The organism is Nostoc sp., assembly GCF_036917815.1.
GTDB lineage: Bacteria > Cyanobacteriota > Cyanobacteriia > Cyanobacteriales > Nostocaceae > Nostoc.
Window position 1 is genome coordinate 1 of sequence record NZ_JBALEK010000103.1, and the last position, 14,434, is coordinate 14,434.

General features: G+C 42.5%; 10 protein-coding genes. 6 read left to right on the forward strand and 4 right to left on the reverse strand.

Going from position 1 to position 14,434, the window contains the following annotated elements; genetic code table 11:
* Positions 1 to 400: 400 nt before the first annotated feature.
* From V7K97_RS31655 to V7K97_RS31670, 4 genes are all read left to right on the forward strand, one after another.
* A complete protein-coding gene (locus V7K97_RS31655; RefSeq protein WP_334804942.1) occupies positions 401 to 778 on the forward strand; it encodes a hypothetical protein in 378 nt (125 codons plus the stop codon).
* Between the two features lie 159 nt (positions 779 to 937).
* Positions 938 to 1,447 (forward strand): hypothetical protein, encoded by a 510-nt coding sequence (locus V7K97_RS31660; RefSeq protein WP_334804944.1) that lies wholly within the window; start codon positions 938 to 940, stop codon positions 1,445 to 1,447.
* Positions 1,448 to 1,468: 21 nt separating this feature from the next.
* Positions 1,469 to 1,594 (forward strand): hypothetical protein, encoded by a 126-nt coding sequence (locus tag V7K97_RS31665; protein WP_334804945.1) that lies wholly within the window; start codon positions 1,469 to 1,471, stop codon positions 1,592 to 1,594.
* Between the two features lie 84 nt (positions 1,595 to 1,678).
* Positions 1,679 to 2,458 carry a photosystem II S4 domain protein gene (locus V7K97_RS31670; protein ID WP_334804946.1) on the forward strand — a complete coding sequence of 260 codons (780 nt, stop codon included), beginning with the start codon at positions 1,679 to 1,681 and terminating at the stop codon, positions 2,456 to 2,458.
* Positions 2,459 to 2,488: 30 nt separating this feature from the next.
* Here the strand turns inward: V7K97_RS31670 and V7K97_RS31675 are convergent, their stop codons facing one another.
* From V7K97_RS31675 to V7K97_RS31685, 3 genes are all read right to left on the reverse strand, one after another.
* Positions 2,489 to 3,265: an SDR family NAD(P)-dependent oxidoreductase gene (locus tag V7K97_RS31675; RefSeq protein WP_334804947.1), complete on the reverse strand. Its 777-nt coding sequence runs from the start codon at positions 3,263 to 3,265 to the stop codon at positions 2,489 to 2,491.
* Between the two features lie 385 nt (positions 3,266 to 3,650).
* Positions 3,651 to 4,208, reverse strand: coding sequence for a hypothetical protein (locus V7K97_RS31680; RefSeq protein ID WP_334804948.1), 558 nt, complete (start codon positions 4,206 to 4,208; stop codon positions 3,651 to 3,653).
* A 792-nt stretch (positions 4,209 to 5,000) separates the two neighbouring features.
* Positions 5,001 to 9,716, reverse strand: coding sequence for a GAF domain-containing protein (locus V7K97_RS31685; RefSeq protein WP_334804949.1), 4,716 nt, complete (start codon positions 9,714 to 9,716; stop codon positions 5,001 to 5,003).
* A gap of 331 nt (positions 9,717 to 10,047) precedes the next feature.
* On the opposite strand from V7K97_RS31685, the gene V7K97_RS31690 reads away from it, so the two are divergent.
* Positions 10,048 to 10,371 (forward strand): YnfA family protein, encoded by a 324-nt coding sequence (locus tag V7K97_RS31690; protein WP_334804950.1) that lies wholly within the window; start codon positions 10,048 to 10,050, stop codon positions 10,369 to 10,371.
* A gap of 612 nt (positions 10,372 to 10,983) precedes the next feature.
* The gene (locus V7K97_RS31695; protein ID WP_334804951.1) at positions 10,984 to 11,187 is read left to right on the forward strand and encodes a hypothetical protein; all 204 of its coding nucleotides are present in this window, start codon (positions 10,984 to 10,986) and stop codon (positions 11,185 to 11,187) included.
* A 6-nt stretch (positions 11,188 to 11,193) separates the two neighbouring features.
* On the opposite strand, the gene V7K97_RS31700 is transcribed toward V7K97_RS31695, so the two are convergent.
* Positions 11,194 to 14,319: an efflux RND transporter permease subunit gene (locus V7K97_RS31700; RefSeq protein WP_334804953.1), complete on the reverse strand. Its 3,126-nt coding sequence runs from the start codon at positions 14,317 to 14,319 to the stop codon at positions 11,194 to 11,196.
* Positions 14,320 to 14,434 lie beyond the last annotated feature (115 nt).

The window sequence follows — 14,434 nt, forward strand, 5'->3', positions numbered from 1 at the left end:
CGAGGATGACGATGAAGATGAATCCGAGGATGACGATGAAGATGAATCCGAGGATGACGATGAAGATGAATCCGAGGATGACGATGAAGATGAATAGGAGACAATACGCTTGGGTTAAGGCTAAAAATTTTTCTCAAAGTCAATTTTTTTAACCATTTTTGTGCTTTGTCATTACGCCTGTTCCCCATCACTCATCTGATTGAAATCAAATATTGTTCAGGGATGGGACACAGAACGTCCAAAAATTAATCTCATCACCTCCCTTCTCTACGAGACGCTCCGCGAACGGGTAGGTGAGAGGCTTCTTTTTGTTTTAGCTAAAGCCATTGGCTCTGCGTCTAGTTTTTGGGTCAAAATTGGACTAACATAACTGAGTGTTCGCTCGCCTTGTCAAACACTCATGACTAAAGTAACATCTCAAGAGATTGCACAGTTTCGCTCTCAATTAGCAGATGATCCCAGCGATATGGAAGTGCTGGATTTGATTGAAGACTGTGATGGAGATTTAGAAGATGCAGCGATGACGCTAGCTATCCGCGCCGGACAACAACCAGAAAGAGCAAATTCCGAGTGGTTAGATGCCTTGGCGAGAAAATGGCGTGTGGTCATTTGCGAACAAGAATATCGGGAAGATTTGCTTAATACTTCTCTTCAAAAGATGATGGAACGTCTAAAAACAACGCCAACATTTCCTAAGATTTTGGCAACACCAGTTTTGATATATGTCCTCAAGCAAGGCGTGAACAATTTTTGTGAGCCATTAGATTCCCTAAAGTGATCAGCCGATGTAGATTTAACTGGTGCAATGCCTGCGGCAGGCTACGCCTACGCAGTTTGCAGTTGAGTTGAACAGGTCGTGCCCAATGCGAGGTTCAATCGACCAGGACTGATACGCTGTTAATTAAGGCAAAACTTCTATTGGACAAATTGTTAAATCATGCATTACCTTGTTGCCGTATTACCAGACCGCATTCAAGCCGAAGCTGCTTACTTAGCTTTAGAAGAAGAAGGCATAAACAGTACTATCCTGGGTAGGGGGTATAAAACGGCTGACGAGTTTGGCTTAATTGACCCCAAAGACCAAGCTAAAAAGCAAGCAAAACTGATGGCAACCTGGCTGATCCCCTTTGGCTTTTTTGCAGGTTTTACCTTCAGCCTGATCACTAATTTAGATACTTTTGCCTGGGCGGGTGAAGTTGGCAATCACATCGTTGGCGGACTGCTGGGTGCTGCTAGTGGTGCTATGGGTGGTGTGTTTGTCGGTGGCGGAGTTGGTTTAGTCGTCGGTGGTGGTGATGCTTTACCTTATCGCAACCGCTTAGATGCGGGTAAATATTTAGTTGCCGTTCAAGGTTCTGAAACTCTCACTCGCCAAGCAACCAAAATATTACGTCAGTTTGATCCAGAAAATCTCCAAGGTTATGCTGACACAAATACTGTGTATTGAATCAATCATAGTTTACACATCATGACACAACGACTTGAGTTGCTTCCATGTTCCTTGGGAGTGGCGCAAGCCTGTGTGACAAAAACAAATCCTAAATACAAAGGCTCTTGGGGGTATGGGTTGCTGATGATTGGTATGCATCGCTGAAAACCTGCTGAAATGGGAATTAAAGCTAGAATCAAGATAGTTTTAGCAGCTTAATTCTCAATTCATAACTCATAATTTTTAAGAATGTTACCACGAGAAGAACTTTTAAAAGGTGTTGAAAATCGAGATAGTATAGCTCGTGTAATCGACCAAGCAGAGCAAGCCATCAAAACTTGGGAAGTGGTTTTGACAGATTTTCTATCTCCCCCAGAATTGGTGGAAATTCAACGGGTGTTTAACCGATTAACAGAAGTGCAATTGACGGCGTGGGGCGGATATCCCCAAGCTGAACGCCAAAGAATAGCGATCGCACGTTCCGAACTCCCCTTAGATCAATCTCAAGTCAGCCTTGTAGCCGTAGAAATTGCTGGTAATTTCCTGTTTGATACCGCCTCTCACCGCGACTTTTTAGGCGCAATGTTGGGGACGGGAATTGTTCGTGAAAAGACGGGAGATTTGATTGTCTTGGGAGAACGAGGGGCGCAGGCCATTGTCGCCCCAGAGTTAGTGGAATTTCTGGAAATGAGTCTTAAGCAGGTGCGATCGGTTCCTGTGAAAACTCAGCAGATTCAGGTAACTGAATTAAAGGTTAGGGAACCGAAGAAAAAAGAATTAACTACTGTAGAGGCTTCTTTGCGATTAGATGCGATCGCATCTGCTGGTTTTGGGATGTCGCGCAGCAAAATGGTTGATTTTATTGATGCTGGTGATGTCCGCGTCAATTGGAAGGAAGTTACCCAAGCTAGTTCTCAACTGAAATCTGGCGACTTAATCGCCATTCGCTCTAAAGGACGTTTAGAAGTTGGGGAAATCGCCGTTACTAAAAAAGACCGTTACCGAGTTCAATTAACCAGGTATATATAATAAGTGAGGAGTTAGGACCTAACTATATACTTAAGCTTTAAAGTGTTTTGCTAACATATTCAGCAGAAGTTTACGCGGTACGAGCCGAGATAATTTGCTTCTAATTTGAGTGTTAGTATCAGAACTAATAACAGTTGGATAGCCTTTTTCTAAAGCCTCTAAAGATTCCCAAACCACTTTTTCAGAAGAATAGACTTTATCTGTATTGCTTGCCAGCGCTGGAGGAAAATTAGCCTCTGCAAAAAAGTTTGTTTCTATTGGCCCTGGACAAGTGACTAAAATACGGACACCATATTGACGATTTTCTGCCCATAGTGCTTCACTGAAACTGAGAATAAAAGCTTTACTGGCAGCATAAACAGAAAGGTATGGTATCGGTTGAAATGCGGTAATTGAGGATACGTTAATAATACTTCCAGAACGACGTTGCCGCATCAAGGGTAGAAATTTATGGGTTAAATCTACCAATGCTAAAACATTTAATTGTACAATTTTAATTTGTCTTTCTCCATCCCCTTCAGCAAAGTCGCCATAGTAACCAAAACCAGCATTGTTGATTAATAAATCTATGGTTAATCCCTTTGCTTTAGTGGCATCAAATACACCAGCAGCTGCATTAGGTTCTGTGAGGTCTTTGACTATAATATCTACTTGAATTTTATGTTGTTCTTGTAGTTGTTTAGCTAATTCGCTGAGTTTCTCTTCGGAACGAGCAACGAGTACAAGATTTGTCTTCCGTGCAGCTAGTTCCTGAGCAAAGGCTTTACCAATACCACTAGATGCACCAGTAATTAAAGCAGTTGGCATTATACATATTCAGATAATTTTTAAGCACCATTAAAATCTTAACTATCATGGCTATAAGTTTTAACTACCCAAGGTGATAGACCTAAAAGGTTAAGGAGGCAGGAGGTAATCCCCATAAATTTAGGGGATTTATAATGGACGCTGTATTTTTGGCGCTGCGCGTCTCAAAATACATTTTTTACCTTTATTCATAAATAAATTTACTTGCTCTAAACCCGTTTGGCAGAGAGCAAAAAATATATTTTCTTCCTTCTGCCTCCTGCCTCCTTCAACCCACCATCTTCGAGGTGATTTTCGTCAGCACAATCCCGGTTCCGGCCTTATTGACCTGAGGCCGTTTATCGTGGCTTTCGATTGGCGATTCAAAATGAATTTGAATTTTTAATTACCATTTTTCAGACCAATAGATAATTTCTGAGGCTGAACTATTAATACCAACGCCGTAGCTATCTCCGTGATTCCACTTGAAGCCAGGTCTACCTTTGTCCTCTGCATTTAATACCAATATTTCATAAGTAGCTGGAAAAGATTCTGTATGAGAGTCACTGGTATAGAAGAAAGTTGTCGGTACACCGTTAGGTTGGTTTATGTGGTCGTTTGTGTTACCACCGCTATATTTGTGCTTTGCACTACTTCTATATTGTGAAAGTAATTTTTCTATCTTGCTTGGTGGCTCTTTCAGCCTAATTTGAAAAAAACTACTTCCTTGCAAAAATTCGGGAGAGTAAGCAATGCGAACATCTTTGGCGTCAGTGGGAATCTCATTAGGAAAATGTTTTACTTGGTCATTATCAGACCATAGTTGGTTACGAATTTCTTTGTAGCGTGATGTATCAGTTATTATTTCAGGTTTGCTAGTATTGCTAAAATTTTTTCTCACAAAAAAGCTTCCCCCGACAATACTAAGACTACCAAGGGCTAATAGAAATTGCGATCGCTTCATCGAGTTGGGTGCATCTAACGTTCATAGTCATATACCCAACTAATAAACTAAATTCGTACTATTGCGGATATCCCATGAGAGATATTAACAGAAACTTTGTCTATCCAAAGGAAATTCGGGACATTTGTAAAATTACTGTGAAGTTGGTCAATGATTACCTAGTTAAATACCGCAGGCTCTAATAGTACTAAGGTGGGATAAGTAGATCGGCGTAAATAATTATCGTTGGGATCAGGTAGGGAGCAGGGGGAAAAAGGGTTTGAGCCTTGTTTATAGCGGTTCTCGGTTTAGTGAGGTACAAGAACCCCACCCCCAACCCCCTCCCCGCTCTTCGAGAGGGGGCTAAGATGTACCTTCTATGATTAGGAAACGCTATACTTTTCTTTACACAGGTTGCTTTTATTATGCCGACTTACTTATAAAAAATCAATCCCACAGCCATCCATTCTTTTTTTAATTCTTCCTGATGCAACAATAACTAAGGCGGATATATAAATAGTAGATGCACCTTAATTAAATCACAGCCCTCAGCTTTTAGTTGGGGGCTTTTTTTATCGCTACTATTGTTTTTTAGTTGGTAAAAAATAAATTTTATCAGAAGTCTAATTTACCCGGATATAGCAATGAATAAAGCGGATTAATTAATAGTAGATGCACCTTAATTAAATCAAAGCCTTCAGCTTTTAGTTGAAGGCTTTTTTATTTACCATGCAGAGTAGATGAACGAGAGAACAGCCGACACTCAATCCCTGCCTGCAAGCTCTTTGCGATTCTTCGGGAATCAAAGGTAATTTACTGAACATGAAATAAGGTGTGATTTAGGACTTTATTTTTGATTAAAAAGTCTTGAATGCGGTTGACAAATTCTTCTAATTCTGAAACTGAGTTATTCATACCTCTACGCTCTTGATGAAAAGCTAATTGTTCTAGTTTGTCAGCTGCTAGGTACATAGCTGTGGCTCCAATATTGGCACTAGCACCTTTAAGGTGATGAGCTTCTCGCGCTATTTGCCCAAAGTCATAAGATGCGATCGCTGCGTTAATTTTTTCTAAACGGGGTTTAATATCTTCGACGCATACTTGCAATAGATTTAATTCAAATTCTTCATCATTTCCTGATATCCGATGCAAGTGTTCCCAATCGATTGCTAGGTCGTTGTAAACTGTCTGTTTATACACAGTTGCCTCTTGTTGTGAAGCGATCACACCTGTCCAATGTTCTAGAGTCGCAGCCAATTTTTCTTTAAACACTGGCTTACTCAGATAGTCGTCCATTCCGGCATTGAGACACATTTGTTCGTCTTCTTTCATCACATTAGCCGTCATTGCAATCACCACAGGACGACGACGTAGAGCAAAAGCACCCTCTTGCCAACGATGAATTTCTTTTGTGGTTTCCAAACCGTCAAGAATTGGCATTTGGCAATCCATTAGAATCAAATCGTAAGGAATTTTTTCTAATAGCTGCAAAACTTCTTTTCCATTGGCAACGACATCGGCTTTGTAACCCAAACTCTGGAGTTGCTTTAAGGCTACTTTCTGATTCACCAAATTATCTTCAGCTAGCAGAATTCTTAACTTGGATTTAGTAGAAGGGTTAGGGGAAGAGGAAGTAAGAATGCCTGAAGTTTCTGTACTGTGGATTTCTTCAGTAGTCTGTAGCCTGTGGACTCTTGCCCCTTGTTCTGATTCCGGCTGAGTTTCTAAAATAGTCATGATGGTATCGAGGAGTCGTGATGGCTTAATGGGTTTGACCAAATAAGCAGCGAATCCGATTTTGAGCGCCTGCTGCACTTCATCCCGTTGATTAGTAGAGGCGAGCATAATCAAAGGGATCTCAGTAATTGCAGAATTGGCTTGAATTTGTTCTTTGATTGTCATGCCATAAGTTTGGGGTATTTGCATATTAACCAAGGCGACATGATACGATTTCCCCTGCTCATCAGCTTGCTGAATCACTTTGAGCGCCGCAGTAATACTGTCAGCTTGATCTACCTGCATTCCCCAATGAGTAGCTTGATAGGAGATAATTTTGTAATTAGTCGCGTTGTTATCCACTACTAATAAGCGGCGATCGCGCAATAGTCCGCGATCGCTCTTGGCGTTGGCATCGGGTGTCGCAGACAAGCCATCGGATTTTGGCAAAATCGGCTCAACTTGCTTCGTAAAAAGCACCTCAAACCAAAAATTAGATCCTTTTTCTACCTGACTTTCTACCCCAATCACTCCTCCCATCAAGGTTACAAGTTGTTTACAGATGGCTAATCCCAAACCGGTACCACCATATTTACGAGTGGTAGAAGCATCCACTTGGGTAAATGGTGTAAAGATTTTGCGTTGGTCTTCAGGACTAATGCCAACACCTGTATCTGTGATGGCAAAATGGATGGTGGCTGTAGTGGAGGAAAGGGAACGCAATTCGGCTTGCACTAATACTTCGCCGGCGCTAGTGAACTTGATGGCGTTGCTGATTAAGTTCATGAGAATTTGCCGCAGTCTACCAGTATCTCCTTTAAGCTGGGTAGGGACATTGTGATCGATTAGTGCCGCAATTTCTAATCCCTTGTTATGGGCAGAGGGAGCCAATAATTCCACCACTTCTTCTATACAAGTCGATAGGTTAAAATCTAGAGTTTCGAGAGCCATCTCTCCAGCCTCTAGTTTGGAAAGATCCAAAATCTCGTTGATTAAAGTTAAAAGGGCATCTCCACTAATCCGAATTGTTTCAATAAAATCTCGCTGTTCTGCATCTAAGGAAGTATCTAACACCAGACTGGTCATTCCCAACACAGCATTCATCGGAGTGCGAATTTCATGACTGATATTTGCCAAAAACGCACTTTTCGTCTGAGAAGCTAATTCGGCTTGGCGACGGGCAATTTCAAGTTCTTGTCGCTGACGAGTTTCTGCTGCTAATAGTTGGGCTTGGGCTAAGGCAATACCTACTTGGTCGGCTATTTGCCGCAAGAGATGAGTTTCAAAACTACTCCAGTGGTGAGAATCGTCACACTGATGAACTATCAGCAAACCGCGAACTTCTTCTTTGACAAGAATGGGCACAACCAAATTGACTTTCACCCCAAACTGTTGCATTAACTCCAGATGGTTTTGTTCAATTTCTGGCAGGTGCAAATTAGCCAGCCCGAAAATCTCTCCTTGACGATACTGCTGTAAATAGTATTGTTGTAAATATTCCCCTTGTAAGTAGAGGGTGGTGATGTTTTGGTCTTTGATTGGTAGTAAGCCAGAAACTACTGCTTCAATAACGGTGGGTGCAGACTCATCTGGGAAAAGCTGATAGATCAAAACTCGGTCAGTCTGGAGAATCTTTTGTACCTCCTCAACAGTGATTTTGAGAATTTCTTCAATTTCCAAAGACTGGCGAATCTTGAGGGTGATTTCGGTAAAGAGTTGCGATCGCAAGTTTTGGCGTTGTATTTCTTCTTCAGCCTGTTTACGCTGGATAAATTGCCCCACTTGCTCACCGATGAAATTCATTGTTTTTAGCAAATCTTGGTCAGGTGGCTGGATTTCACGGTTGAAGCAGGTAATGACACCGAGGATTTTGTGACTGATGCGGATCGGAAAACCGAAGGCTCCGTGTAGTTCTACTTGATTGCTGATTTTGAAGCGAGAGAAACTGAGTTCTTTAACGACATCAGCGATCCAAACAGGTTCAGAACTCGCCCAAACACCGCCAGGTAATCCAATTCCTGGTGGAAAGGTGGTTTGCCGATTCAGTGCTTCAAATTCTTGCAAATCAAGGGATGCTTTATGCCACATATCGAGAAAACGCAGTAGATTTGCTTGCTGATCGACCATCCAAATTTCACCCAAATCCCATTCCAAACTCTCACAGATCCCTTGGAGGATTTGGCAAGTAGCTTCGCTGATGGTGGCGGACTCTGCTAAGACGCGGGTTGCAGCATATTGTGCAGTCAGAAGCCGTTCAGATCGTTTGCGAGCAGTGATGTCAATGCCAGTGCTAACAATGTATTCCACTGATCCTTCATAGTCTTTTAAGAAGGTATTCGACCAGCTAATCAGTCGCCGACTGCCATCCTTCATTACCCAATAGTTTTCGTACTCCAGAAAGCCTCTACCCGTTAGCAGTTGCTCAAAAACTGCTTTGACTGACTCCAACTCTTCAGGAACCAGAAATAAATTCCAGAGATACCTACCCCTCACCTCATCGAAGGAGTAACCTGTTATTTGCTCACAAGCTTGATTGAAACGAACAATTTGCCCTTGAGAATCCAGGACTATTACCAACATCCCGACTGTATCAAGGATTGCTGAGATAAAATTCCGTTCTTGATTTAAGGTTTCTTCTGTTTTTTTCCGCTCAGTCACCTCACGATAGATCAAGTAGTAGATTACAGCCAGAACCATCAAACTTAGGCTGATAGCGATCGCCAGTGTCAAAATTGTGTTGCGAATCCTAGCTGTTTTTGCTTGTGACTGTTGCTGAAGTCGCCCCCTTTCCTCATTTTTGACCCCATTGATCATCTTGCCGATATCATCCATGAGATTTTCTTGATTATTTCTCAGTAGTACTTGCAACGCCGCCTCTAATCCCTTGTTTTGGCGCAAGTCGATAGTCTGTTGTTGTTGCCTAAGTTTAGCCGTTATCAAAGATTCAACCGTTGCAATTTGCTGTCCTTCCTTCGGTTGATCTGCCGTTAAATTCTTCAGCTTGGCAATTTCTTGATTAACGTTTTCAAGTGCTGATTGATAAGGTTTTAGATAACTTTTTTCTCCAGTAAGGATATAACTACTTTGTCCAGTTTCGGCATCTTTGATCTGAGACAGTAGTTCGTTTAGACTGTTGATTTTTTTATAAGAATTTTTAACTACACTCTGATTATTAGTAGATACTCTTGTATTTTGATAGGCAACCACGCCAATCAGAATTAAAATTGCTGACGCTAAACCAAAACCTGCTGCAATCTTTTTGAAAAATTGCTTGTGTACCTTCTGCGCCCGTTTGCCTTTCTTGGTAACAAGTACCAAACTTACTAAATTTCGGCGTAATTCCAGTTGCTTCATAACTTGACGACCCAAAGTTCGCAACGCCTCCAGTTGTTCTGGAGTAAGTTCTCGTGGTACGTAGTCAATCACACAGAGGGTTCCTAGTGCGTATCCTTCAGGGTTAGTCAGAGGTACACCAGCATAAAACCGAATATTTGGATCAGATGTTACCAGTGGGTTGGCAACGAACCTTTCGTCATCTGTTGCGTCAGGCACAACAAAAACATCAGGCTGTACAATAGCATGGGCACAAAATGCCAAATCTCGATGTGTTTCTGGGGTATCCAAACCGACTTTTGACTTGAACCACTGGCGATTTGCATCAATTAAGCTAATTAAGGCAATAGGAGTCTGACAAATATACGAGGCTAAACGGGTGAGGTCATCAAAGGCGGCTTCAGATGGCGTATCAAGAATCTTATACTCCAAAAGCGTCTCAATTCTCTGTGCTTCGTTATCAGGTAATGGTGCTTTCATCCGTGAGCCTTATCTAATTCTGGGGATTGGGGAGTGGGGATTAGGGATTGGGGATTGGGGATTGGGGATTGGCGATTAGGGATTAGGGATTAGGGATTAAGTATTGGGATTAGGGATTAGGGATTAGGGATTAAGTATTGGGATTAGGGATTAGGGATTATAAAAAAAAGTCTTTTGTTTCTTCCCATTCCTTAGTACCCATTTCTCAGTCCCCAGTCCCCAATCCCTAGTACCCAACTTGGTCAACAAACTTACTTTAATTAATGACAATAGTTTAGTTAAAAGTGTTAGCGTAATTTCACTGAGTTCCATTTATTCAAGAATTGGTCAAATGATTAAGTCATTGCTGTATTTTTTGTGGGCTGGTTTATTTGAAATTGGGGGTGGCTACTTGATCTGGTTGTGGTTGCGCGAAGGTAAGCCTTTCTGGTGGGGCATATTGGGGGGAATTGCTTTAGCTTTCTATGGGATTATTGCAACTCTCCAACCGGCAAATTTTGGCAGAGTGTATGCGGCTTACGGCGGTGTGTTTATCGCAATGGCAATGCTTTGGGGTTGGAAGGTAGACGGGGTAACTCCAGATCGCTACGACTTCATCGGAGTATGTTTAGCTGTAGCGAGTGTTTTAATTATCATGTTTGCACCCAGAAATTAAGTAAAATTTCTATATTATTTTTGACCAATAAGCTTTCATAGCATTTAGGTTGCATAAAACCAATGTCAGAGCCGCTTCCTACAAGGGAATAAGTCTGGAAAGATCAATGACGATTAGCTTAACTTTTATATTATTCCCATTTAAACAGATAATAATCTCACGCCAAATTACAAAGGTTTTTTAGCAACCAAGTCGCAAAGGCTGCTTTGATTTCTTGGATATCTGCTGGGGAAAGCAGACTTTTCACGGGATCTGGAAAACCTCTCTTCTATTTCTCTCTTCCTTTAAGGAGAGAGACTTTGAATTTTCCACCTTCCCGCGACGAGTTGGGGGTTATACCAATTCTGTATGAAGATGCGCTAAACCATATTTACAGCTATTTTCAGGTAAATAGACCACGCGGTAGGGGCACAGCATTGCTGTGCCCCTACGATAGATGTGGTTCAAATACATGAAAACTGCTGTAAGTACAAGAAAGAAAAACGAACCGCATTCGCGTTAGCGTCTCCCCTTCTCCCAAAGGGAGAGGCTAACGCCAAGGGAGAAGGACGCATTCGCGCAGCGTCTCGTAAGAGTTGGACACAAAGAAAGAAAGAAAGAAGTTAAAAGGGTTTGGCGCAGCCTCACAAAGAAATGGTATTAGGTCAATCGTTAGCTTTTCCACATAACGTCAAAAGTCAGCGGGGAAAGGGAGGCGGTAATGTTTTGGTAAGCCATTACTTATTTGTGGTGAATCTGTTTGTGATGATTCCCATTGGTAAATGCGATCGCACAAATTTGGGCATTGGGGCAGAACTCCTAACTCATAACTCCTAAAGGGCATTATGAACGCGATGGTTTCTTACCAAAGCCATAGCGCAATCTATCCTTAATCCAATTCTGGAAGTTGTCAATGTAGCTAAATATTACTGGCACTACCACCAGTGTCAACATGGTGGAAGTTGTAAAACCGCCCATAATGGCTATTCCCATTGGTTGGCGAACTTCAGAACCTGCGCCAATTCCTAATGCTAGGGGCAGAATACCGGCGATCGTTGCCAAAGATGTCATCATAATCGGGCGCAGACGTGAAACACCCGATTCTACAAGTGCCTGACGCTGGGTTTTACCTGACTGCATGTTGATGATTGTATAGTCAACTAACAAAATCGAGTTTTTGGTGACAATCCCTAACAGCAATACGATGCCAATCAAGGCATAAAGTCCTAAGGGTTTTTGGGCAAGCATCAACGCTACCAATGCACCGCCTAAACAAAAGGGTAAGGCTGCCATAATCGATAATGGATGGAGAAAGTTGTTATACAGCAGCACTAGAATCGCATAGATACACATTAATGCCAGTCCTAATGCACCACCAAAGCGACCGAAAATGTCTTGCATAATTTTGGCACTCCCTGAAGGTTGCTGTACTACTCCTGGCGGTAAGTTTTGCATTACAGGTAGTTTGTTGATTCTCTCGACTGCTTCTCCCAAAGAAATCCCTTGTAAGTTGCCTTCTACGGCAACTTGACGGGCGCGATCGTAACGGTTGATGGTAGCAAGACCACTACCAAAGCGAATATCTGCCACTGCTACAAGGGGAATTAATCTGCCATTTTGACTAGGAACTTGCAGATTTTTGATGGTGTTGATGTCAGCACGCGCTTTCGGGTCGATTTGCACACGAATGGGGATTTGCCGATCGCTTAAATTAAATTTTGCCAAGTTTGCATCATTATCGCCAATGGTGCCAAGAGAAGCAGTCCGGGCGATCGCTTGCACTGTCACCCCCAAATCTGCTGCCCTCTGTGGGTTAGGAATTACCAAAATTTCTGGTTTCACCAAACTCGCAGTGGAAGACACTTCTACCAATCCAGCTATAGATCGCATCTGCTTTTCTAGGGCATCAGCAGCTTGATTTAATGCTTCGGGATTTTCACTTCTGAGGACAATTGATAAAGCTTTACGACTGTCACCTGGTGACTGACTTTGGAAACTAATTCTAGCTCCTGGTATTTGTTCAAAGGAAGGGCGTATTTGTTCTTCAAACTGTTTTTGGGAAATATTTCGTTCTTCTCTGGGTTTGAGATTAATGGCAAGGGTTGCAGAATTGATCTCTTCTGTGGCTAGTACCCTCTCAACTACTGGGTTTTGGCGGATGATGTCAGTTGCTTGTGTGACTACCTTGTTAACGTCTGCCAATGTGGAACCAGGAGATAGTTCTATAGATACGTCGGATAATCCAAAGTCGCCATCGTCAACGAAACCCTTGGGAATCAACGGCACCAGCATCATACTCGCAATAAAGAAAGCTAAGGCGATCGCTATTGTTGTCAATCGATGGCGTAGCGCCCACTCTAGCAGCGATCTATAAGGTTGAAAACGCCGAGGCTTTTCAGTTATGAGTGTCTTACTACCTGGAAGTGTAAATTTGAAATTAAAGAATTTTACGTATCCCCTAGTCCTAACTCCCAACTCCCTACTCCCCTCCTTCTTTAAGAGATACGCCCCCATCATCGGCGTAACCATCCGCGCTACAAGAGTTGAAAAAATTGTGGAAACGGCAACCGTAACACCAAATGGTTGGAAAAATTGCCCCGGAATGCCACCCATAAAGGCAACAGGCAGAAACACCGCAATAATCGTTGCTGAACTTGCGATTACCGCTAATCCTACTTCGTCGGAAGATTCAAAAGCAGCTTCCCAAGCTGACTTGCCCATAGCGATATGGCGTTCCATATTTTCTATTTCCACAACGGCATCATCTACCAAGTTGCCCACCGCCAGCGCTAATGCCAACAAAGTCATGTTGTTGAGGGTGTAACCAAGTGCCTGCTGGACTGCGAAGGTAGGAATTATTGATAGGGGCAAGGTAACAGCCGTAATTAATGTTGCTCGCCAGTCCCGCAAAAACACTAAAATAACGATGACCGCCAGCAGCGAAGCTTGAATTAATTCATCAATGGTGGTTTGGTAGGATTGGCGGATAATATCGGCTCTAGTAAAAATTAAATCTAGCTTGATATCTGAGGGAAGTGTTTTTTCCAGTTCTTTGATTGCTGCTTTCACTCCTTGTTCCACTGTCACTAGAACGCTGCCAGTACTACGTAACACCTGGAAAGCTACCACGGGTTGATTATTCAAACGGGCGGCTTGGCGCACGTCGCCAAATTTATCTTCTACGGTTCCCAAACTGGATAAGGGTACGGAACCACCTTGTGGTAAGAGGATTTCGTAGGTTTTCAAAATATCTACACTGGTGGCACTTCCTAAAGTGCGGATACTTTGTTCGCTACCACCAACTTCGGCACGTCCGCCAGGTAAGTTAATATTCAAAGCGCGGATTTGGTCGTTTACCTGGGTGGCGGTGATCGCTAGAGATTGTAAGCGATCGGGGTTAAGGTTAATGCGAATTTCTCGGTCAACCCCACCCACACGCTGAACTTGGGCGACACCAGGAACTCCCAATAAGGCGCGGCTAATGGTTTGATCTACGAGGTTGCTTAATTCTTCTACGGAACGCTGATCTGATTTAACTGCGTAAGTAATCACCGGACCGCCGGCAAATTCTACGCGCTTCACAATTGGATCGTTGATATCTTGGGGTAAGTCTTGGCGAATTTGAGCGATCGCATTCCGAACATCATTAGTGGCGCGATCGGTATTTGTACCCAAAACAAAATTGATTGTGGTGTTAGAACTCCCATCGCTGACGCTGGAAATCATATAATCGATATTGCCCAACCCCGCGACGGCATCTTCAATTTTTTTCGTCACTTGGGATTCTAATTCTGCTGGGCTTGCACCGGGTTGAGTGACTTTGATCGAAACTGTTGGCACATCAATATTTGGATTAGTATCAATCCCCAAGGACATAAAGGAAAACCAACCCACCACAGTTAAAATTAAAAATAAAACTATTGTCGGAACAGGTTTTTTAATCGACCAGGCTGAGATATTAAAAGACATTGGGGAATTTTAGATTTTAGATTTTAGATTTTAGATTTTAGATTTTAGATTTTAGATTAGTCATTAGTCATTAGTCATTAGTCATTGTTTTTTTCCCCACTCCCGATTCCCCATT

Excerpts from the sequence above, each read along its gene's own strand:
- V7K97_RS31655 (WP_334804942.1), top strand. The coding sequence starts at position 401 with ATGACTAAAGTAACATCTCAAGAGATTGCACAGTTTCGCTCTCAATTA.
- V7K97_RS31660 (WP_334804944.1), top strand. The coding sequence starts at position 938 with ATGCATTACCTTGTTGCCGTATTACCAGACCGCATTCAAGCCGAAGCT.
- V7K97_RS31665 (WP_334804945.1), top strand. The coding sequence starts at position 1,469 with ATGACACAACGACTTGAGTTGCTTCCATGTTCCTTGGGAGTGGCGCAA.
- V7K97_RS31670 (WP_334804946.1), top strand. The coding sequence starts at position 1,679 with ATGTTACCACGAGAAGAACTTTTAAAAGGTGTTGAAAATCGAGATAGT.
- V7K97_RS31675 (WP_334804947.1), bottom strand. The coding sequence starts at position 3,265 with ATGCCAACTGCTTTAATTACTGGTGCATCTAGTGGTATTGGTAAAGCC.
- V7K97_RS31680 (WP_334804948.1), bottom strand. The coding sequence starts at position 4,208 with ATGAAGCGATCGCAATTTCTATTAGCCCTTGGTAGTCTTAGTATTGTC.
- V7K97_RS31685 (WP_334804949.1), bottom strand. The coding sequence starts at position 9,716 with ATGAAAGCACCATTACCTGATAACGAAGCACAGAGAATTGAGACGCTT.
- V7K97_RS31690 (WP_334804950.1), top strand. The coding sequence starts at position 10,048 with ATGATTAAGTCATTGCTGTATTTTTTGTGGGCTGGTTTATTTGAAATT.
- V7K97_RS31700 (WP_334804953.1), bottom strand. The coding sequence starts at position 14,319 with ATGTCTTTTAATATCTCAGCCTGGTCGATTAAAAAACCTGTTCCGACA.